Here is a 19854-nt window from a genome sequence, read left to right as displayed (position 1 = left end):
TTAAGCACGTCGTAGGCAAATCGCTCCGGATTGGCCCTGACATTGAACCGCTTGTTGAACTCGTCGGATTCGAACTCCAGATCCGTAAACCCCACGGCACGAGCCAGTCCCGCGAGTACGCCCTCGGGCTTGATCTCCAGCCGATACGGCGACGGTGGCGTGACGATGCAGGTCACCATGTAGTAATAGGTCTCGGTGGTTCGATCGTCACCTGAACCGGTGGTCACCTTGTAGAAGTACTCGAAGGACACGAACTCGTGCCCGTTGATACCTCCGTTGAAGGCGTCCCGCGTGGTGCGGCTATGCCCCTGGCCGAAAGGCTCATCGTGGGACAACGCCAGCAGGCTCTGATCATCGGCGGTGTACGTCCAACCATGCGCCTGAGCCCAGGCGGTGAGGATGGCGATTCGCTTCATACGCATCCGGGACGAGAGGAACCACACCCCCGCAAAGACCAGCACGAAGAGAGCGACACCCGCCGCCATCAGCAGACTCTCAGACACAATTCCCCCCATGGCCACCCGTTGCCCCTTGGTGCATCGTAGCAGGGCACTGGAGATTGCCTGTTAGCTCGATGAATCCCACACCCGAGACAGTTCCGGACGGCAGGATTGGAATATGCAATTCACCCAGTGGCTGCACCGTGCCCTGCAGCAGGACCCGAACCGCCCCATCACGATCTACCAGGGCCGGGAACGCACCGTGGAGCAGTTCGCGGACCGTGTCGCCCGATTGGCCGGGGCGCTTCGAACCGTCGGCGTCCGGCCCGGCGACCGGGTGGGCATGCTCTCACTGAACTCGGACCGCTACGTCGAATACCTCACTGCGGTGCCGTGGTTGGGTGCCGCGCTGAACGCCGTCAACATCCGCTGGAGCCTGGCCGAGATCGGCTACTCCCTGCGCGAATCCGGCACCCGCGTGCTGTTCGTGGACGACGCATTCAAGGCCGCCGCCGCGCCGCTGCGCGCTGCATGTGCGTGCCTGGACACCGTCATCTACTGCGGTGACAGTCCCACACCCGAGGACATGATCGGGTATGAGGACCTCCTCTCCGGGCACGAGCCCGTCGCGGACACCCGCACCGGTGGTGCCAGCCTGCTCGGCGTCTTCTACACGGGGGGAACCACCGGAAATCCCAAGGGCGTCATGCTGTCTCATGACAACGTGCTGACCTCGGCGATGGGGTCGCTATCCACCGGAAACTTCCTCACCCGCGACGGTCGGCTGCTGCACTCGGCGCCGATGTTCCACATGGCCGACTTCAGCGCCGTCCTCGCGGGGAACCTCTCGGGTTCCACACATGTGATCGTCCCGTCATTCACCCCGCAGGGGGTGCTGGACGCCATCGTCGAACATGATGTCCAGGACATGCTGTTGGTGCCCACCATGATCCAGATGCTGGTCGATCATCCAGCGGCCGCACAGCTCGACCTCAGTGGTATCCGCGGAATCGTCTACGGCGCCTCGGTCATCTCCGAGGCAGTACTGCAGCGCGCCAAACACGTGTTCCCCAACGCGCGATTCACCCAGGCCTACGGCATGACCGAGGTGTCCCCCGTCGCGACGCTGCTGCTTCCCGACGATCATGACGACCCCGCGCTGCTGCGCTCGGCGGGACGCGCGGCCCCCCATTGCGAGGTCATGATCGTCGACTCCAGCGGTGACACCGACAATGAAGTCCCACGCGGCGAGATCGGCGAGGTAGTCGTCAAGGGCGACAACGTCATGCTCGGCTATTGGGAGCTACCCGAGGAGTCTGCGGCCGCCGCCCGGGACGGATGGATGCACACCGGCGACGCCGGACGGATGGACGAACGCGGGTACGTCTACATCGTCGATCGCATCAAGGACATGGTGGTGACCGGCGGCGAGAACGTCTACTCGGCCGAGGTGGAGAACGCGCTGGCCAAGCATCCGGCGGTAGCCGCATGCGCGGTGATCGGTATCCCCGACGAACGCTGGGGCGAGCGCGTGCACGCCGTGGTCGTCAAACAGTCGCAGTCCGAGTGCTGCGGCGAGGACCTTCAGGAGCACTGCCGCGAACACATCGCCAACTACAAGGTGCCGCGCAGCTACGAGTTCGTGGACGAGCTCCCGTTGTCCGGTGCGGGCAAGATCCTCAAGCGCGTACTCCGCCAGAAGTACTGGGATACCCGCGACGCAGGCGTCTCCTAACAAGACCTCATAATCGTGCATAGGTAGTCGTCAGAGGCACTCTTGGCCCGTTGACCACGAACTTTTAGAACGCGTTTCACTTTTCTCGTAAAGCCGCTATCCTCGTCCACGAGAGTGATCTGGTTCACGTGTATCTGGAAGGACTAGCCAGTCAATGAAGACAAAAGGCGCGCTGATTCGCGAGCTCAACAAGCCGATCGTCGTCGAAGAGATCACCTTCGGTGATCCGGCCGAGGGCGAAGTTCAGGTCCAGTTACACGCCGCCGGCATGTGCCACTCCGACTACCACGTGCTGACCGGCGCCACCCCGATGGAGCTGCCGGTGCTGCCCGGCCACGAGGGCGCGGGCGTCGTGACCAAGGTGGGCAAGGGCGTCACCTCCGTCCAGGAGGGTGACCACGTCATCTTCGCCTTCATCCCGGCCTGCGGCAAGTGCCCACCGTGTATGCGCGGCTACCGCTCGCTGTGTGACCGCGGTGCAATCCTGCTGGGCGGCAAGGCTATTGCCGACGGCACCAACCGCATCCACGCGGGTGATACCCCCGTCTCCGCGATGAACCTGCTCGGCACGTTCTCGCCGTACGCCGTGGTGCACGAGGATTCCGTGGTCAAGATCGACGACAGTGTGCCCTTCGAGTCGGCTGCACTGCTCGGCTGCGCCGTGCCCACCGGCTTCGGCTCTGCCACCAATATCGCCGAGGTCAGGCCCGGCGAGGACGTCATCATCATCGGTGTTGGCGGAATCGGCATGAGCGCCCTGCAGGGCGCCGTCGTCTCCGGCGCCCGATACGTCATCGCGATCGACCCGGTGCCGTGGAAGCGTGAGCAGGCCCTCAAGTTCGGCGCCACTCATGTCTACGCCTCGATGGCCGAGGCCATCATGCCGGTTATGGACCTGACCTGGGGCATCATGGCGCAGAAGACCATCATCACGGTCGGCGAGATGAAGGGCGAATACATCGAAGAGGCCATGATCCTCACCGCGAAGACCGGCACCTGCGTGGTTACCGGCATGGGTGCGATGGTCGACGTGGACGTCAAGTTCAACCTGTTCCTCTTCACGATGCTGCAGAAGACGCTGAAGGGCAACATCTTTGGTGGTGGCACCACTCACACGGAGACCCCACGTCTGGTCGGCCTATACAAGCAGGGCCTACTCAAGATCGACGAGATGGTCACCAGCACTTACAGCCTGGAGCAGATCAACGAGGGCTACCAGGACATGCTCGACGGCAAGAACATCCGCGGCGTCATCAAGTACACCGAAGCCGACTGGTAAGCCGAATTTTTTCGCCGACGGTAACGCCACGCAGACGATTCCCCCGAATTCCCTGCGTGGCGTTACTGTCGATATATGCCTATCGACGTCCGGCGCGCGAGTGAGCGGCTCGCGACCAGGATCTCGTGGCTGGATTCCAAGCACTCGTTCTCCTTCGGTGAGCATTACGACCCGCACAACACCCACCACGGACTGCTGCTGGTCAACAACGACGACATCGTGCTGCCAGGCGCCGGCTTCGAGACGCATCCCCATCGCGATGTGGAGATCGTCACCTGGGTGCTGCAGGGATCGCTGGTGCACCAGGATTCCGAGGGCAACGCCGGGGTGATCTATCCCGGCCTGGCACAACGAATGTCGGCAGGCTCCGGCATCCTGCATTCGGAGAAGAACGACTCCTGGCGGCTGTCGGGCGAACGTCACTCCGACCCGGTGCGATTCATCCAGATGTGGGTGAGCCCCGATGACTCGGGGCTTGATCCGGGTTACCAACAGCTGGAGATCGATGGCGAGCTACTCAGCGGCGGACTGGTGACCGTGGCCTCGGGGATGCCGCGGCACCGGGATCAGACGGCGATCACGATTGCCCAGAAGAACGCGGCGCTGCACGCGGCGCGCATCCCCGCCGGGGACAGCGTCGAGCTTCCGCCAGCACCGTTCGTGCATCTGTTTATCGCCCGCGGCGCCGTGGCCCTCGAGGGAGCCGGTGAGCTTGCCGAGGGAGATGCCGTGCGGCTCACCGATACCGGCGCGGCACGGGTCACCGCGACGACCGATGCCGAAGTCCTCGTATGGGAGATGCACACCCGCTTGGGCGGCTAGCGCATCCCATCGCGACGCTGCCGATGTCCGATCGATCCCCACTTGTTACCAAAGTTGACTGTGTTGCTGCTGTGATTATCGTTGACTGTTCAAGATCGTCACAGGAGGGACAGCCGTGGGCATTTCACGCGTATCGCGTCTTCCGCGAGCCGGTTTCGGACGTCGCCTGTTCGCCGCCGCCTTCGGCATGATGCTGGTGGCGGCACTCCCCATTCCCGCCACCCATCACACCGCCCGGGCCGAGGCGGCCCACGATGCGGTGCTCGCGGCGATCGCCAACACCAAGGGCACCTTCCTGGTCTACAACTTCGGCGGCGGCAACCCCGCCCCCTTCCGTAACGCGGCCGGCAACGAGTACACGCTGGACAATGGCGGCCACCTCATGATCATCAAGAGCGCCTCGTCGCGGTTGCGCGCAAACCTGTTGGTGGACACCCATTCCGGCTATCAGTCCCGGTGCGAACGTGATGCACGCGCTCGTACCGCCGAGGGTCTGTGGCAGGCCTCGGAGACATACAAGCCAATGGCGGCCTGGACGCTCATGGGCAAGCCCACGTTCATCATCAACGCCAACTTCTTCGACGTTCGGGGCCAACAGGGCGGCACCTGGAAGAGCACCGGATGCACCTCTCCGCTGGGCGCCTATGTCGATACCGCCAACGGCAGTGCTAACTACAACAAGCAGGTCACCGGAACGAGGGTGTACGCGGGCAAGCAGGCACTCTCCGGCGGCGACGAAGTCTGGACGGCATTGGCCACCATGGTCTTTTCCCCGGGATCAGCACCCGAGGTCATCGCCTCCGCAGGGCCCAAGGACTACGGGTACGCCACCGGTCCGCTAGAAGGCTTGATGGACAAGGGCGTTCAGTTCGTCGCGGTAAGCGGGTTGAAACTTCTTCTTCCGGGATTCACCGAGCAGCTGAACGACCGCGGCCCCGCTGCCGCCCGCACCGCGCTCGGCTACAAGTCCGCGACCGATGAACTCATGGTCTTCCAGGGCGGCAGCTACACCCCCGACAACCTCCAGGACCTCTACCGCGGACTGGGCGTCGACAAAGCCATTGCCCTCGACGGGGGCAGTTCCTCGGCCATCGTCCTGCGCCGCGACGCCGGCGGCATGTGGGCGGGATACGGCTCCCCCAAAGGTAATTGCGATACCACTTACACCCTGTGCGATGCAGCCGGCGGCGTCGGACGGGCACTGCCCAGCTGGCTGGGATTCAGTTAAGCCACCTACTTCGGCGGCTCGATCGGAAGCGTCGGTCCACCATACGGCGTGGGAATGGTGAAGCGTCCCTTCGGAGTCGGGTCGGACACCTTACCTAAATCAGCTCCCTTGGGCGGGCTGGCGGTATCGTCGTCGGCCGGCCGCGGGGCATTCTTGGCACCGCGCACCAGCACCGCCGGGTCGTCATCTCGGCAGTAGCCGGCATACAGGAACGGCTCCGGGTAATCGGCGGCCGACACCGCGGTACGCGGATATCCGTAATCACAGGTGTAGCGGGGATATATGTCGGCGGTGGCCCATACGCCGTGGTCGTAGAAGGTGTTGCCCACCGCCTCGATCACCGATCCGCGGTACGAGGGGAACAGCGCGTTGAGCGCCGGCACACGCACGTAGGACAGCTGCGCCACCGTGGTGAGGTTCCCCAGCAGCTGTGCCATGGTGTCGGAGTTATCGGCGAACACGGCGTCGGTGGTGGCCAACGGCCCGGGCACCCTGTCGATCAACGTGCGAAAGCCGCCGTCCATGCGGGCTACGCCGTTCAGGGACCGATTCAGGCCCTGTGTGGTGGTGGCAAGGCCATTGTTCATCTCCGCGAATGAGGACAACGTCACGCGGCTTTTCTTGAGAATGCTGACCGTCTCCGGAAGCACGGAGTCCAGTGTCGACAGGAGGAACACGCCGCCGTCGATGATGTCGGTCATCTTGCGCGGCGCCTCGCGTGAGAGATGGAGTTCCTTCTTGATGATCTCTAATTTCTGCGTATCTGCTTGTGCAAGAGCACCATCGGCGTTGGCAAGCAGCTTCGACAGCGATACCGGAACCGTCGCCTGCCCGCGGGCGATCACACTGCCGTTGTCCAGGTACGGTCCGGTGGTCGTCACCGGCGCGAAGTCGACGTACTGCTCACCCGCGGGAGAAAGGCCGGACACGCGCACCGGACTCCCCACCGGGATCTTCACGTCGGACTCGATATGTATCAGTGCGACCGGTCCACGAGGAGACGGCGTCACCGAGTCCACCCGGCCAATTCGCATACCGCGCAGCGCCACATCCTGGTTGGGGATCAAACCACCGGACTCCGGCAGCTCGATCGACACCTCATAGGTCGAGGCGAATGCCCGCGCGCGCAACGCGCCCACCGCGAGGTAGGTGCACGCCACCGCCAGGGTCGCCACAAGGGCAAGTCCCGACAGCCAGAAGCGGTTGCGGTGCCCCATCTTCACGGCGTCCACCACCGTGTTGGCCAATACGTTGATCATCGCGGCGGCCCCTGGGGTACGGGCATAGCGCCCGGTATCGGTTCGATGACTCCGGGCTCCGTCGGACTCGGGCGCACCGGAATTGCCGGAGTGTCGGGTCCTTTACCCACGACACGCTCCTGCAGGCGCCACAGGGTGTACTTGAACGATCCGACCAACTTCGCCCAGTCATAGCGCTTCGGGCCATGAAGACCCGGATCGCCCTGATAGCCGATATCGGGTATCGATCCGAGCACCAGCCTGTCGATCGACACCCGGGCGGCGAACGCCGAGCCCGCCATGATTTTGATGATGGGAGGCATCAGCCGATTGAGCGCGGCAAGGCTCGTGTCGGGACTGACCGCGATGTCATTGAATGAACCCGCCAGGGTGTTGAAATCGGCGATGACGCTGCGGCCGCTGGTGTCGGTACCCGCGATCGACGGGAACTTGGAGAGCTGCTTGGTCACCGCACCTACCTGGTCGGCGAGATCGGCGATATGAGATGCATTGGCAGACAGGGTGTCCGTGGCAGGCGCGGCCGCGACCAATAGCTCCGAGAGCGTCTCGTGCCGCGTATTCATCTCAGCGGCAAGCTGTGCGGTGTCCCGCAGTGCGGTATCGAGCTGGCTGGACCGGGCGTTGAGTGTGCCCAGCAGCCGGTTCGACTTTCCGATTAGATCACCGAATGCCGCGCCATTCGGCCCGGTGGCGCGACCGAGGCCGTTGACCGTGCCGGTGAGATTGCGCACCGCACCACCGTTGACGATGATGGCGGCCGAACTCAGCACCGCCTCCACCGTCGCGGCGGCGGTGGTCGAATCCAGACCGATGGTGTCCCCGTCACGCAGGAGCGGTGCGTTGGAGTCTGCGGGGCGCGGCGGTTTCAGCGCGACGAAAACGTCGCCCAGCGGCGTCGCGGTGCGCAGCTCCACGGTGGTTCCCTTGGGAATCTCCACATCCGAACGGATCCGCATCGTCACCACGGCGGTGTAGTTGGTGGTACTCATGGAGTAGACCTCGCCGACATCGGCGCCGCCCAGTTTGACCTTGGCGCGCGACGGCAGGTTCAGAATGTTGGTGAAGACTGCCGTCAGGCCATAGGAACCCCCCGTCATGCCCGGAGCCGGAAGTGGGAGGCTGGCAAGACCGTTGGTGCTGCAACCGCTCGTCAGCAGCACAGCAAGAACCACCGCGGGCGCCGCAAACCTTTGCCATCTGTTCATTTCTGCCCCATCGCCGCAAGCCCGTCGAGGACATACGTCAATCCGAAATCGGGTCCGTAGTCCTGCAAGGTGCCTGTGCTGCAACCTAATTGGCGCAGACCCATGAGATTGCAGATCTCCTTGGCAGCCTGGGTGTCGAACAACAACCTGTCCACCGGCACATGGGCACGCACCACGTTGTTAATCGGGTCGACGATGTTGTAGACGTTGTCCGCCATCAGCGGAAGCAGGTCGAACCCTTCCGACAACTCTCGCTGGTTGTCGTAAACCGCCTGGGCAATTTGGTTGGAGTTACCGACCGATTGCTTGATGGCATCGCGATTCTGCTCTAGCAGCGAACCTGCTTGCAGCAGAATGTTATTCAGCTGTTTACCGGTGGTCCCCGACCCCAGCTGCTCCTGATCAAGCACTTGGGACAGCTGTCGCACCTGGGAGGAGAACTCCCGGATGTTCTGGTCATTACGTGCCGCAGCGTCGAAGAGTGAGCTGAGGCGGGTGATGATCTTGGTCAGCTGATCGCGCGTCATCGCACCGCCGTCGGCACTCAGACGGAGTGCCTTGGACAACTCGTCCAAAGATGCCCTCATCAACTCACCGTTTCCGGACAGCGTATTGGCGCTGTTGTTTACGACATCCGCCAGTGGCCCGCCGCCCTTACCGTCGCCCTTCATCGCCTTGGAGAGCCGGTCGATCATGGCCAGCACCCGATCGAACTCCACCGGTGTCTTCGTGCGGTCCAGCCCGATGACGTCCCCGTTCTTGAGCGTCGGTCCACCGCGATAAACGGGTGTCAGTTCGATGTGCCGGTCGGTGAGAATCGAGGTCGACACCGTGACGGCCTTGGCGTCGGCCGGCACCTTGACCTTCGAATCGACGGTGAACTCAACTTCCATGTAGGTACCACGCGACGTGATCTTCGTGACCTTGCCGATCGGCATGCCCAGCACCGATACCTTGTTGTCGGGGTAGAGGCCGGAGACCGACTCGAACTGGGCCGTGATGGTGAGCCTGTCGCTCCGCTCCCGCAGATAGGTCCACCCGACGGCAACCACCACGACAGCGACCACTACCGCCAGTGCCCCCGCGATCCAGATGACTCGCCGCGTCCGCGCGCTTATGGGCGTGCTCATTGGCAATCCTTGAAGTACGGGATCATGTTGAACTGCTTGGCCCGCCCACTGATCGCGCACATCCACGAATCCACCGCGAGACCACCGGGCGCGCTCAGCTCGAGTGCGTTTCCGTAACCCGTGAGATTGGTGAAGTTTCGGGCCGCGACCGCCGTCACCTGCAGGATGCTCCGGAACAAGTCATCATGGCCACCGATCAAATTGCTGAAGGTCTTCACATCGGCGATGAGCGCATCAACCGCGCGCCTGTCCTTGACCACAACCTTGCTCAGGAAGTTCGTCAGCTCGGTCACCGCGCGCATCATGGAGTGGAAACTCGCTTGCCGAGAAACGAACTCGCCGAGTAGATCACGGCCCTGAATGATCAGTTTGCCGATATCGCTCTGTTGCCGGTACAGGGTGCCCGACACCAACTCGGTACTGGCCAGCAGCGTGCCGATCTGATCGCGGCGATGTGCTATCACCGACGACAGCGTCTGAATGTTCTCCATGGCCTGCGGCAGTACAGCGGGTAAGCCCTCGAGCTGTTTACCCAGTATCGCCACCGACTCCGCGATCCTGTCCGCATCTACCTGTTCAAAAGTGGAGGTTGCGTCCTGGAGCGTGGCCTGTAGGTCATACGGAACGTCGGTGTGCGCAAGATCGATTCGACGGTTGGGCAGTACACCCTCACCGCCGTTGCGCAACTCCACGTACTGATTACCGAGAATCGTGGTGATCTTGATCGACGCTTTGGCGCCCTTACGCAGGGTGATGTCGTCGCGGACCCGCATACCGACTTCAATATGGTCGCCCGCCAGCGCGACACTCGTGACGTTCCCCACCGGGACCCCCGCATACGACACATTGGCCCCCGGTTGCAGCGACGCCGCCTGCAAGAACTCGCCGGTGTAGTGGCTGTAACCGATGCCAATCGCCTTCACCAGCAGCATCGCCCCCACCAGAGAACCGATCACCGCCAGCGCGATGGCGCCCAACCAGATCTTGTCATACGTCTCAACGGGGCGCCGCGAGATACGTTGCCACACTGCGCGTTTATCCATCTGCCAGGTTCCTGCATTTCGGAGTGTATTGAGCCTTGTTACCGGGGGTGGCGGCATTCACGATGATCGGAACGACGTCGTTGAGTCCGGGGAAGAACCCGGTGAGATTGAGATCGCAGACATATCCGTTGATGAACGCGCCCTCTTGGCTGGTCCGCGCGACACCCTTGAGAAGTAGCGGCAGATTGGCGCCGGTGAAGGCCAGCTGGGGTTCGACGGTGTTCAGGTGACTGACGAATCCCGGTTCCCGATAAAGTATTTCGTTGAGCTGCGGATATACCGTGTCCGAGATCTTCGACAACCGACGTACCGCGAAACCCGTCGAACCGATCGAATCCACTAACCCGGCGCGCCGGTTGTCCAGGATCGCCACCATCTCACGCGTATGCGTCAAGACGGTATCCAGATTCTTATTCTGCCCCGCAAGGGTTTTCGTCAGACCATTGAGATTGGTGATCACCTCGTCGAGAACCTTGTCGCGGCCCGCGAAGGTCTCGGTGAGTTGCGATGTCTGGTCGACCAGACCGACGATCGAGCCGCTGTCTCCCTGCAGAGACTTGACGACACCGCCTGTGAGGTTGTCGACCTCGGCGGGATCAAGCACGCTGAAGAGAGGTTCAAACCCGTGCAGCAGCATGCCGATGTCGAACGACGGCTCCGTCTGCTCCACGGGAATCACGCTGCCCGGCTTGAGCCGATCAGTGCTGCCCGTCTTGCCCAGGGACAGTCCCAGGTAACGCTGACCAACGATGTTCTGGTACGTGATCGTCGCAATCGTGTTGCCGTACAACGGCTGCTCGGTCTGTACCCGGAACTCCACCTTGGCCAGATCACCGTCGATCGCGACCGATTCGACACGCCCGACCCGAACGCCGGCCACGCGCACGTCATCCCCATCGCGCAACCCGGTGACATCGGTGAACATCGCGGCATAGTCGTAGGTCGATCCCGCGACCTCGCGGCGCAGGGTTGCATACACCAGCCACGTCATCGCCACCGCGATCACCATGAACACCGACAGGCCAATCAACGGTCCACGAAACTTCATCGCTGTCCCCCCGACCGGGCCTGCTGGGCGACAACGGGTTTGGTACCCCGCGCGACCGGCCCCAGCAGAAGTTGGGTGGACGAGGTTGCCGCGCTCCCGGTGATCATGCCCAGTTGGTCGCGTTCGGTCCTGCTACCGATGGGCCCCACGGCACCACCGAACGAGGCTGGCGCGGTGGCAGCGGGAGCGGCGCCACCGGGCAGCGGCGGCGGTTCGGCGTCATCGGGGTCGGCGGTGCCCGGGACACGCGGTGACGGATTGGGCTGCCACCACGGCAACGGCGGGTTGGGGTCCTGCAAATTCGGGGACGGATTGTGCAGCGGCGGGCCAGTAACGATCAAATTCCCGTCCGGACCGACCTCGGTTCCCGGTGGCGGCGCCAGATCGGGCGGTGGCTTGAAGTTCTGCGGCAGTAGTACTTCGGGCAGATCGGGGCGCACCACCAGCTCGGGTGCGGTGAAGCAGCTCGGCCCCTTCAGCTCCCCGTACCGCGGGCAATCGGCGCGGGTGTACATCGTCGACGGCGTGAAGGACAGATTTCCCCGGATGTTGACGACGTCCCTTTCCGGATCCCACACGTCGCTGAAGAACTTGTCCGAGAACACCTTCAGTCGCGCCGCGATCGGCAGGAAGTGCACAGAGTTCTGTGCAAGCACACCGACAACCGGGGTCAGCTTGGTGGTGATGTCGATCATCCGATCGGTCTGGTTGTCCAACGACTGCCGGACGGTGCCGGTGGTGTGCAATCCGGCGTTGAGCAGAGTCTGTAACTGCTCCCGCCTTTCGGCCAGCGTCTGCATGGGCTTAACCGCCTGATGCAGCGCATCGACGAGTTCCGGGGCGGTTGTCTGCAGCCCCTTGGTCGCGTTCAGGAGCGCGGACAGGGTCGACGGGCCCGTATCCGTCGCCACGATGTCGTTGAGCTGGTCGATGATCCTGGTCAGTTGGCCGGCCGCGTTTAGAAGGGTGGCACGCCGGCCCTCCGTCGCCGCGGCAATGACGGCGAAGATGCCCACCGAATCGTCGTCGCGGCCGCGCCCGTTGGCCAGGAGGATGTCACGCAGCTTGCTGATGGTCGTCTGGAACAGCACCGTCGGGAGCTCGGTGTCCTCGCCGATAACGGTTCCATTGGTGATCGCCGCACCGGGGCCGTGGTCTACAAGCTCCACCGAGGAGACCGCGAAGACGTTACTGGGGACCACCCTGGCGGTGACCGACCGCGGAATCGTCGGCGCCAGATCGGGTTTCAGATCGATGTGCACGACATTGGGCCTGCCGCGCTGCGAGGGGGTCAGATCATTGACCGAACCCACGAGCACGCCCTGAAATTTGACGTCCGACTTCGCGGGAAGGCCGTCTCCTACGTTCGTGAGTTCCGCCACCACACGCACGTAGTTGTTGAACCGGCCGGTCGACTTGATAACCAAGGCGGTGCCTATCAGGGCGGCCACGAGAGCGATCGCCACGCCGCACAGGAGGAGCTGGCGGTCCGATGGACCGCGGCCGTCAGTCTCAAAGGAGTTCGGCATAAAGACCTCCTTCGGCATCTGGACGCACGTCGGGGCGTCTCCACCACAGCATCCGAGACATCACCAGGTCCCTTTCGTCAGCAAACGTGGCCTGCAAATATCTACAGGTTCGGTCACGCCAACCCCTCCGATGTGACGGCGATTACAGGAATGTACATGACGTGCATTTCTGCGTATTACGCTTTACCGAACTTTTCTGAATCCAGATTTATGTTTGCTATCAACTGCCACCGAACTGCTTGCGCAGCTCGGTCTTGAGGACCTTGCCCGAGGGGTTGCGCGGTAGCGCTTCCACGACCACGAGGTCTTTGGGGTGCTTGTAGCGAGCCAGCCGCTCGGTGAGGAAGCCATCAAGATCACCGATGGCCAGAGCCTCCCCCTGGATGGCGGCCACCGCGACCGGCACTTCGCCCCACTTCTCATGCGGCCTGCCGATCACCGCCACCTCGACGATCTGCTCGTGCTCAGCGAGCGCGTTCTCGACCTCCGCGCAATAGATGTTCTCTCCGCCGGAGATGATCATGTCCTTCTTGCGGTCCACCACCCATACGAAACCGTCCGTGTCCTGACGGACCAGGTCTCCGGAGTGGAACCAGCCGCCCGTGAACGCATCGGCGGTCGCCTCGGGGTTGTTCCAGTAGCCCTGCATCAGCGTCGGCGCGCGGTAGACGATCTCCCCCACATCGCCGACCGGCACATCGTTCATGTTGTCGTCCACGACGCGCGCGGCAACCGTGGGAATCACCCGGCCGACGGAACCCATCTTCCGGGTTGCGTCCTCCCCCATGAGCATGCAGGTGACCGGCGACATCTCCGTCTGCCCGAACGCGGCCAAGATCTTGGCGTCGGGGAACGTCTCGGACATCGTCCGTAACAACACATCACTGGCGGGGGCCGCACCCCAGGAGAGCGTCTTGAGCTTAACCTCGCGTGGGTTTGCTCGCTGCGCCGCACAGACGGCCTGCCACTGGGCGGGGACCAGGAAGATGCCCGTGACTCCTTCGGACTCCAGAACATCCAGCAGAGCACCCGGATCAAAGGCGCCGAGGGGGTGAATGACCGTGGGCAATCCCAGCAGCAACCCGGTGATCATGTTCCCCACGCCCGCGATGTGGAACATGGGGACGCCGATGAATCCCACATCCGAGCTCAAGTCGACCGTGGTACTCAGCAGGTAGGTCATTGCCTGGCCGGACAGATTGAGATGGGTCAGCACCGCCCCCTTGGGGCGGCCCGTTGTCCCCGAGGTGTACATGATGAGCGCGGGAGAATCGCCGGGCAGATCCACCTCAGCATGGGCTTCGCCCCCCTCGGCAATGACCTCTTCGTATCCGAGGGCACCGTCCTCGGATGCCGAGCCGGCGACAATGACCGTCTCCAGCGCGGGCACCTGTTGGCGTACCGCGGCGGCCACCGGCGCCAGGACCGTTTCGGTGATCGCCACCTTGGCCCCGCTGTTCTCGACCAGGAATGCGACCTCCGGAGGAGTCATGCGGAAGTTCACCGGGATCGCGATGGCTCCGAGTTCGTTGATGGCCAACCATGATTCGACGTACTCGGGCCGGTTGAGCATGAGGATGAGCACGCGGTCCCCGAATCGGACTCCGCGGCGCGACAGCGCATCGGCAAGTGATTGCACACGCTGGTTCAGCTCGCCCCAGGAGATGCTGCGCCCGAGATATCGAATCGCTGTGGCATTGGGCTGCATGAGCGCGTGCCGAGCCAGCTGGTTACACCAGTTCTGCCGGCGCGCGCGGTAGGGCTGATCAAGGCTGGTGGGCAAGGCAGTCACATCGATCGTGTCGGTCACAGAAGTCTCCTACTCACTGAAATTGGGGCGGCGGCCCTCAAGGAAGGCGGCGAAGCCTTCTTGGGCGTCGGGTGAGGTCAACAGCTCGATCTGTCCCTCACGCTCACGCGCAATGGCCTCGTCGAAGAGCTTGAGTGACACCGAATTCATGGCTTCCTTGGTCAGCTGCATCGCCCGGCGGGAACCGTGGGCCAACTTGCGCGCCAATTTGTCGACACGCTCGCGCAGCTGGTCGCCGGGCAGCACCTCGTTGACCAGTCCGGCCGCACAGGCGTCGGCAGCATGGAGGGGCTGGGCCAGCAGCACCATCGCATTGGCCTTCACACGGCCTATCGAGGCCGAGACCAACGCACTCGATCCGCCGTCGGGCATGAGCCCGATGTTCGCGAAGGCCATCAGAAAGAAAGCCGTGTCGGCGGCGTAGATCAGGTCGCACGCCAGACCCACCGACGCGCCGATACCCGCGGCAGCGCCCGTGACTTCCGCGATGGTGGGCACCGGACAATTCAGAACCGCGCGTACCAACCGTTCGGCGTTGTCCATGGTCAGTTCGGCGGCTTGCAGCGGCGTCAGGTCGCCGGCCCCGGCCGCCAGCTCGGCGACATCGGCGCCCGCCGTGAACGCATTGCCGGGTGCTCCCCCACTGATGACTACCACCCGGACGTCGCTGCGCTCGTGGACAGATTCCAACGCCTCGATCAAGCCCTCGGTGGCCGGCCCGTTGAGGGCATTCATCCGATCGGGCCTGGTGAACGTGATCCGCATGATGCCACCGTCGACGGCTACATCAGGTGCGCCCACCGATTCATGGGGACTCAAGTCGCCGCCTCCTGGGTTGTCGCTTCGTCGCGTCTGGTCAAATATATTTGATATGACTTTAGATGCAAGTGCGTCACCACACATGGAAATGGCAGGCAGATCGGATGAATGCTCCCCGGGCCCAGATCCGCGAGATCCGTAGGCCGCAGCTGTCCGAGGAGGTTGCCGGCCGACTACGCGCCTCGATCATGACAGGCGAACTGCGCCCGGGTGAGTACATTCGGATGGACGAGACGGCGGCCCAGCTGGGTGTCAGCGTCACACCGGTACGTGAGGCGCTACTGACGTTGCGCGGCGAAGGACTGGTCGAGGCCGTCCCGCATCGCGGCTACATGGCCGCCCCACTGAGCCGGGCCGATATCGAAGACATTTTCGCGCAACAATCACACCTTGCCGTGGAGCTGGCGAAGACTGCTGCGGAGCACATCAGCGCTGAGCAGATCGACACCCTGGCAGACCTGAATGACACGCTTCGAAACGCCGGTTCGCCTGAAGTAATCTCCATGGCGGAGTTCGAGTTTCACAGATTTCTCAACCACGTGGCCGACCGCCCCAAACTGGCCTGGTTCTTGCTACAGGCGACGCGGTACACACCGCATCTGCTCTTCGCATCCGACGCCGAATGGACGCGGCACGCAGTCGCGGCGCACGACAAGCTCATCGCCGCGCTGCGCGCTGGAGACACCACTGAGGTAGTGGCTCAGACCGAGGTTCAGTTCATCGACGGCGCCCGCCGATTGATCGAATACCTAGACCGCGCCGGGATGTGGTCCGGGGGGTAGATGCGGGTCTGCCGGGGGCTGGTGGCCCGGCTGAGGCTGGTAAGCCGGAGCGGGTGCCGACGGTTGCTGCGGCACGACGGCTCCCGACGCGATCTGCTCGGCCCGGTTTTTCAGGCCTTCGGCCAGATGCTCGAGGACCTGGTTGGCAAGCTTCTTCACCATCGGCTTGGGGATCGGCAGCTTGGTCTCGACATCCATATCCACCGTGAGTAGGCAAGCGGGCCCCATCGGGACGATCGAAAACGTCTGTTCCTGCTTCTCGAAGATGTCGCTCTCCAGTAGCCGCGTCGCCACCTGGGCGGCGTTGAGGTAGGCGATCTCGGCGACGTTGGTCGAGGCCATGCCCGTCATCTCCACCTTCAACCGCACGATGCGGGGGCGGCCGTCGGGGAGGCGATCCAGGATCTCGACGCTGGTGATCTCCTTGTTCCACTCGGGGTAGGCCTCATAGTTGGTGACAATGGAGACGATCACCTGCGGAGGCGCGGCCACCTCGACGGTCTGACTGACGACTGGCATTAGTTCACTCTACCTTCGTAGTTGGCGGGCGCAGGAACTCACGCACAAGCTCGTACACCACATCCGGGCATTCCAGATGCACGAAATGTCCACCGCCATCGATGATTTCAACGCTGCGGTCGGGCAGATCCGGGCGCGCAGACTCTACCAGTCGCTGCGTCATGCACCCATCGGCGCGACCATGCAGATAGAGCAACGGGGTGTGTGCCCCGTCCAGGAGGGATCGTTGGGTCTTCCAGTACTTCCGCGCCGGAACCAGGGCCCGCCCGATGTTTGCGCGGTAGTAGCCGATGACTGCCCTGCGATTTCCCTTCTGGAGCATCGCCTCACCGGTGTACAGCAGATCGACGTGCGCGTCGTACCCCGGCGACCACCGCCGCCAGTACAGACGAAGTAGCCAGGGCAACAACAACTCCGGCAGTACCGGGATCTGGTGGAACAACGTGTACCAGCTCATCAGCAGCTGCCGCCCGAGCACACCGGGCCAGCCGAGTGGCCCGATCGACGCGAAACTTGAGCCGAGAACCTCAAACGGGGGCACGGCCATGGTGACGATGCGGTCGAACGGCGACAGGCTGCTGCGGGCGAGGGCATTGCCAACCAGTGCGCCCCAGTCATGGCCGATGTACACCGCGCGCTCGTCGCCGCCCAGCACCGTGTGGATGTCGAGGATGTCCTGCATCAGGGCACCCAAGCCGTACTCGGCATCAGCCGGGATTTCACTGGGCGAGTAACCACGGGTGAACGGCGCCACCACGCGCCACCCGTCCGCGGCGAACCTCGGGCCCAGCAGACGCCAGGTGTGAGCGGAGTCGGGAAAACCGTGGCCGCAGATCAGCAGCGGACCGTCGTGCGGACCCCAGGACAGAGCCCGCAGTCTGACGTTGGGCAGGTCCAAGGTCAGGATGGAATCAGCGGCCACTACACGTCCGCCGCTACGGAGTGCCGTCAGCGGACGTCGTCGTCGCCACACCCAACGGATCGTTGATCCGAGTTGCCTCGTCCCGAATCAGCCCCCGCAACAGCGTGGTGCTGAACTCCACGGCGATCTCCTGAGCGCTGCGGCGGCCGCTCGGATTGAGCCAGCGGTAGGAGCCGAGAACCATTCCGATGTAACCAAGCGCCATGACATGCGAGTCGCACTCGACGAACTCGGAACTCGCGATGCCCCGCTCGATGATGTTCTGCACCCGCTCCTGCACCATGTCCTCGCGCTTGCGGATCTCGGCGACCTGTTCGGGCGAGAGCCACTCGGAAAGGAACGGGTTCTCCTGGAAGTACACCGCGCCCTGCTCGCGGTTCGAGAAGATGAGCGCGAGCATGCGGCTCGTGCATTGATACAGCGATTCGCGTGCCGTCCACCTCGGATCGTCCTGCAGGCAGGCCAGAGTCTCCTCAGCAGCCTTGAAGTAGATCTCATAGAGGATGAGCGCCTTGGACGCGAAGTAGTGGTAGACCGTCGCCTTGTTCAGGCCCGCGACATCGGCGATGTCGTCCATTCTGGTGCCGTGATAGCCCCGCGCCGCGAACAACTTGGACGCCACCGCCACTAACTCCTCGCGGCGGCCAGCACGGCGCTGCGAGGAATTGCCTGCCTTCGAGGCAGCGGGGACGGGTTGCATGGTGCCTCACTATATGCGCTGGGTTTCCACGCACGGACGAAATCCCGATCAACTGGTTGGACTAGTGCGTGTCGATGTTCGCCGGCCCTGCTGCCCGAAGCACGTTAAGCTGCCCCAGTCCGCCGTTCTTCCGACACCGGTAGGTAACCACATGATCAGTGGCCTGCGGGCCATGGTGGCACGCGATCCCGCACAACCGCATCGCGCGTCCACCCCGCTAGAACTGCTATTCGACCTCGTCTTCGTGGTCGCGGTGTCCCGCGCCTCCGGAACACTGCACCATTTCTGGGCCGAGGGTCATTTCGCCGAGGGACTCGCCGGGTATGCGATCGGCTTCTTCGCCATCTGGTGGGCGTGGATGAACTTCACCTGGTTCGCCAGTGCCTTCGACACCGACGACTGGCTCTACCGGGTGACCGTGATCGTCCAGATGGCCGGAGCGCTCACCGTCGCGGCAGGTGTCGAACGCGCGATGACCGGGGCCGACTTCGGTATCGCCATCGGTGGCTACGTGCTCATGCGCCTCGCTGCGGGCAGTCAATGGGTGCGTGCGGCCATCAGCGATCCCACCATGCGTGCCACCTGCCTGCGCTATGTCACGGGCATCGCCGTCGTCCAAGCGGCATGGATCTGCTGGGGGCTGTTCGCACCGGAACACCTGCGCTTGCCGCTGTTCGTGGTGATCGCACTGGCCGACCTGTCGGTGCCCGTATTCGCCGAGCGCGCCACCACCACGTCATGGCATCCGGAGCACATCGCCGAACGCTACGGGCTGTTCACCCTGATCGTGCTCGGAGAATCGATCCTGGCCTCGGCGAACTCGATCATCGGCGGCGCCGAGGAAGCCGACCACACCGGCACCATGATCGGCATCGCGGCGTCGGCCTTGATCATCGTCGCCGCGGTGTGGTGGATCTACTTCGATCAGGAACAAGAGTGCAAGGACACGTCCCTGCGATCGACCCTGCTGTGGGGTTACAGCCACTACTTCATCTTCGCCGCCGTCGCCGCACTGTCGGCGGGATTCGAGATCGCCGTCGACGAGGGGCTCGGCAAGAGTCACCTGAGTCCCACCGTTGCGGCCTTCACGATCACGGTCCCGTTCGCCATCTATCTGGTGCTGGCGTGGCTGGTGCTGCTCCTGCAACGCCGCGACACCATCCTGAACATCGGGCTACCGGCGATTGCCGTTGCGGCAGTGCTATTTTCATCACTGCCACATCCGTTGTACTGGCTGGCCGGGTTGGCGGCGCTGGCCGCCGCACTGGTCACCTGGCGGCGTGTCGAGGACACCTAGGAGGAGCCCTCCGGCATGGGGCAGACGGCCTCCAACGCGGCCATGGTGTTGACGGCGCGAGCCATGTCTTCGCCGGGCGGCGCGAGCACACCGTCCACGGAGGTCGCGGCGGCCATCACGTTGGCGTAGTTCTGCGCCGCCGCCGCAGCGTCCAATGCACGGTCGCGCACCGCTAGGTCGGATGTGTCCCCCGCAGCGGTCCGAAGGAGCCCGGCGATCGCCCGGTTTCGTGCGATAGCCGTCTGACGAACCGCCACCCCGTTCTCCCGTGAGAGCCCGCGGATTTG

19 protein-coding genes are annotated in these 19854 nt (G+C 63.5%); 6 read left to right on the top strand and 13 right to left on the bottom strand.

Features of this window, described 5'->3' with window-relative positions; genetic code table 11:
- On the bottom strand, positions 1-503 hold a 503-nt coding region (locus B4383_RS25035; RefSeq protein ID WP_078294423.1), incomplete at its 3' end, for a hypothetical protein.
- A 115-nt stretch (positions 504-618) separates the two neighbouring features.
- Between B4383_RS25035 and B4383_RS25030 the strand changes: the two genes are divergently transcribed.
- The 4 genes from B4383_RS25030 to B4383_RS25015 all read left to right on the top strand — a co-directional run bounded on the left by B4383_RS25030 (position 619) and on the right by B4383_RS25015 (position 5504).
- The gene (locus B4383_RS25030) at positions 619-2175 is read left to right on the top strand and encodes a long-chain fatty acid--CoA ligase (RefSeq protein ID WP_078294394.1); all 1557 of its coding nucleotides are present in this window, start codon (positions 619-621) and stop codon (positions 2173-2175) included.
- A gap of 154 nt (positions 2176-2329) precedes the next feature.
- Positions 2330-3454 (top strand): NDMA-dependent alcohol dehydrogenase, encoded by a 1125-nt coding sequence (locus B4383_RS25025; RefSeq protein ID WP_078294397.1) that lies wholly within the window; start codon positions 2330-2332, stop codon positions 3452-3454.
- A 75-nt stretch (positions 3455-3529) separates the two neighbouring features.
- Positions 3530-4276: a pirin-like bicupin family protein gene (locus B4383_RS25020; RefSeq protein WP_078294400.1), complete on the top strand. Its 747-nt coding sequence runs from the start codon at positions 3530-3532 to the stop codon at positions 4274-4276.
- Between the two features lie 115 nt (positions 4277-4391).
- Positions 4392-5504, top strand: coding sequence for a phosphodiester glycosidase family protein (locus B4383_RS25015; protein WP_078294403.1), 1113 nt, complete (start codon positions 4392-4394; stop codon positions 5502-5504).
- 5 nt (positions 5505-5509) lie between these two features.
- Here B4383_RS25015 and B4383_RS25010 read toward each other — a convergent pair whose 3' ends face one another.
- The 8 genes from B4383_RS25010 to B4383_RS24975 all read right to left on the bottom strand — a co-directional run bounded on the left by B4383_RS25010 (position 5510) and on the right by B4383_RS24975 (position 15347).
- The gene (locus B4383_RS25010; RefSeq protein ID WP_078294406.1) at positions 5510-6763 is read right to left on the bottom strand and encodes an MlaD family protein; all 1254 of its coding nucleotides are present in this window, start codon (positions 6761-6763) and stop codon (positions 5510-5512) included.
- A complete protein-coding gene (locus tag B4383_RS25005) occupies positions 6760-7968 on the bottom strand; it encodes an MlaD family protein (RefSeq protein ID WP_078294409.1) in 1209 nt (402 codons plus the stop codon). Before B4383_RS25005 ends, B4383_RS25010 begins: the two co-directional genes overlap by 4 nt.
- Entirely contained in the window at positions 7965-9098 is a 1134-nt protein-coding gene (locus tag B4383_RS25000) for an MCE family protein (RefSeq protein ID WP_078294412.1), read from the bottom strand. The genes B4383_RS25005 and B4383_RS25000 overlap by 4 nt, the downstream gene beginning before the upstream one ends.
- The gene (locus B4383_RS24995; RefSeq protein ID WP_078294414.1) at positions 9095-10141 is read right to left on the bottom strand and encodes an MlaD family protein; all 1047 of its coding nucleotides are present in this window, start codon (positions 10139-10141) and stop codon (positions 9095-9097) included. Before B4383_RS24995 ends, B4383_RS25000 begins: the two co-directional genes overlap by 4 nt.
- Positions 10134-11189, bottom strand: coding sequence for an MCE family protein (locus B4383_RS24990; protein WP_078294416.1), 1056 nt, complete (start codon positions 11187-11189; stop codon positions 10134-10136). Before B4383_RS24990 ends, B4383_RS24995 begins: the two co-directional genes overlap by 8 nt.
- Complete coding sequence (locus tag B4383_RS24985) at positions 11186-12718, bottom strand: MlaD family protein (RefSeq protein WP_078294426.1); 1533 nt, start codon at positions 12716-12718, stop codon at positions 11186-11188. Before B4383_RS24985 ends, B4383_RS24990 begins: the two co-directional genes overlap by 4 nt.
- Before the next feature lie 220 nt (positions 12719-12938).
- Complete coding sequence (gene fadD5, locus B4383_RS24980; protein WP_078294417.1) at positions 12939-14528, bottom strand: fatty-acid--CoA ligase FadD5; 1590 nt, start codon at positions 14526-14528, stop codon at positions 12939-12941.
- Between the two features lie 9 nt (positions 14529-14537).
- The gene (locus tag B4383_RS24975) at positions 14538-15347 is read right to left on the bottom strand and encodes an enoyl-CoA hydratase (RefSeq protein WP_078294418.1); all 810 of its coding nucleotides are present in this window, start codon (positions 15345-15347) and stop codon (positions 14538-14540) included.
- A gap of 104 nt (positions 15348-15451) precedes the next feature.
- Between B4383_RS24975 and B4383_RS24970 the strand changes: the two genes are divergently transcribed.
- Positions 15452-16129 (top strand): GntR family transcriptional regulator, encoded by a 678-nt coding sequence (locus tag B4383_RS24970; RefSeq protein WP_078294428.1) that lies wholly within the window; start codon positions 15452-15454, stop codon positions 16127-16129.
- Here B4383_RS24970 and B4383_RS24965 read toward each other — a convergent pair.
- The 3 genes from B4383_RS24965 to B4383_RS24955 are packed head-to-tail and all read right to left on the bottom strand — an operon-like array spanning position 16097 to position 18270.
- The gene (locus tag B4383_RS24965) at positions 16097-16648 is read right to left on the bottom strand and encodes an SRPBCC family protein (protein WP_286143911.1); all 552 of its coding nucleotides are present in this window, start codon (positions 16646-16648) and stop codon (positions 16097-16099) included. The genes B4383_RS24970 and B4383_RS24965 overlap by 33 nt on opposite strands.
- A gap of 4 nt (positions 16649-16652) precedes the next feature.
- Positions 16653-17570, bottom strand: coding sequence for an alpha/beta hydrolase (locus B4383_RS24960; RefSeq protein WP_078294419.1), 918 nt, complete (start codon positions 17568-17570; stop codon positions 16653-16655).
- Positions 17571-17583: 13 nt separating this feature from the next.
- A complete protein-coding gene (locus B4383_RS24955) occupies positions 17584-18270 on the bottom strand; it encodes a TetR/AcrR family transcriptional regulator (protein WP_139361044.1) in 687 nt (228 codons plus the stop codon).
- A 151-nt stretch (positions 18271-18421) separates the two neighbouring features.
- Between B4383_RS24955 and B4383_RS24950 the strand changes: the two genes are divergently transcribed.
- The gene (locus B4383_RS24950) at positions 18422-19567 is read left to right on the top strand and encodes a low temperature requirement protein A (RefSeq protein ID WP_078294420.1); all 1146 of its coding nucleotides are present in this window, start codon (positions 18422-18424) and stop codon (positions 19565-19567) included.
- Here B4383_RS24950 and B4383_RS24945 read toward each other — a convergent pair.
- Positions 19564-19854 (bottom strand): hypothetical protein (locus B4383_RS24945; RefSeq protein ID WP_139361043.1); only part of this gene is annotated, 291 nt, incomplete at its 5' end. The two genes, B4383_RS24950 and B4383_RS24945, sit on opposite strands and share 4 nt — an antisense overlap.

This window comes from Mycobacterium sp. D16R24 (genome assembly GCF_002013385.1).
Classification (GTDB): domain Bacteria; phylum Actinomycetota; class Actinomycetes; order Mycobacteriales; family Mycobacteriaceae; genus Mycobacterium.
Note: the sequence above shows the minus strand (reverse complement) of the source record. Positions and strands in the feature narration are given on the sequence as shown.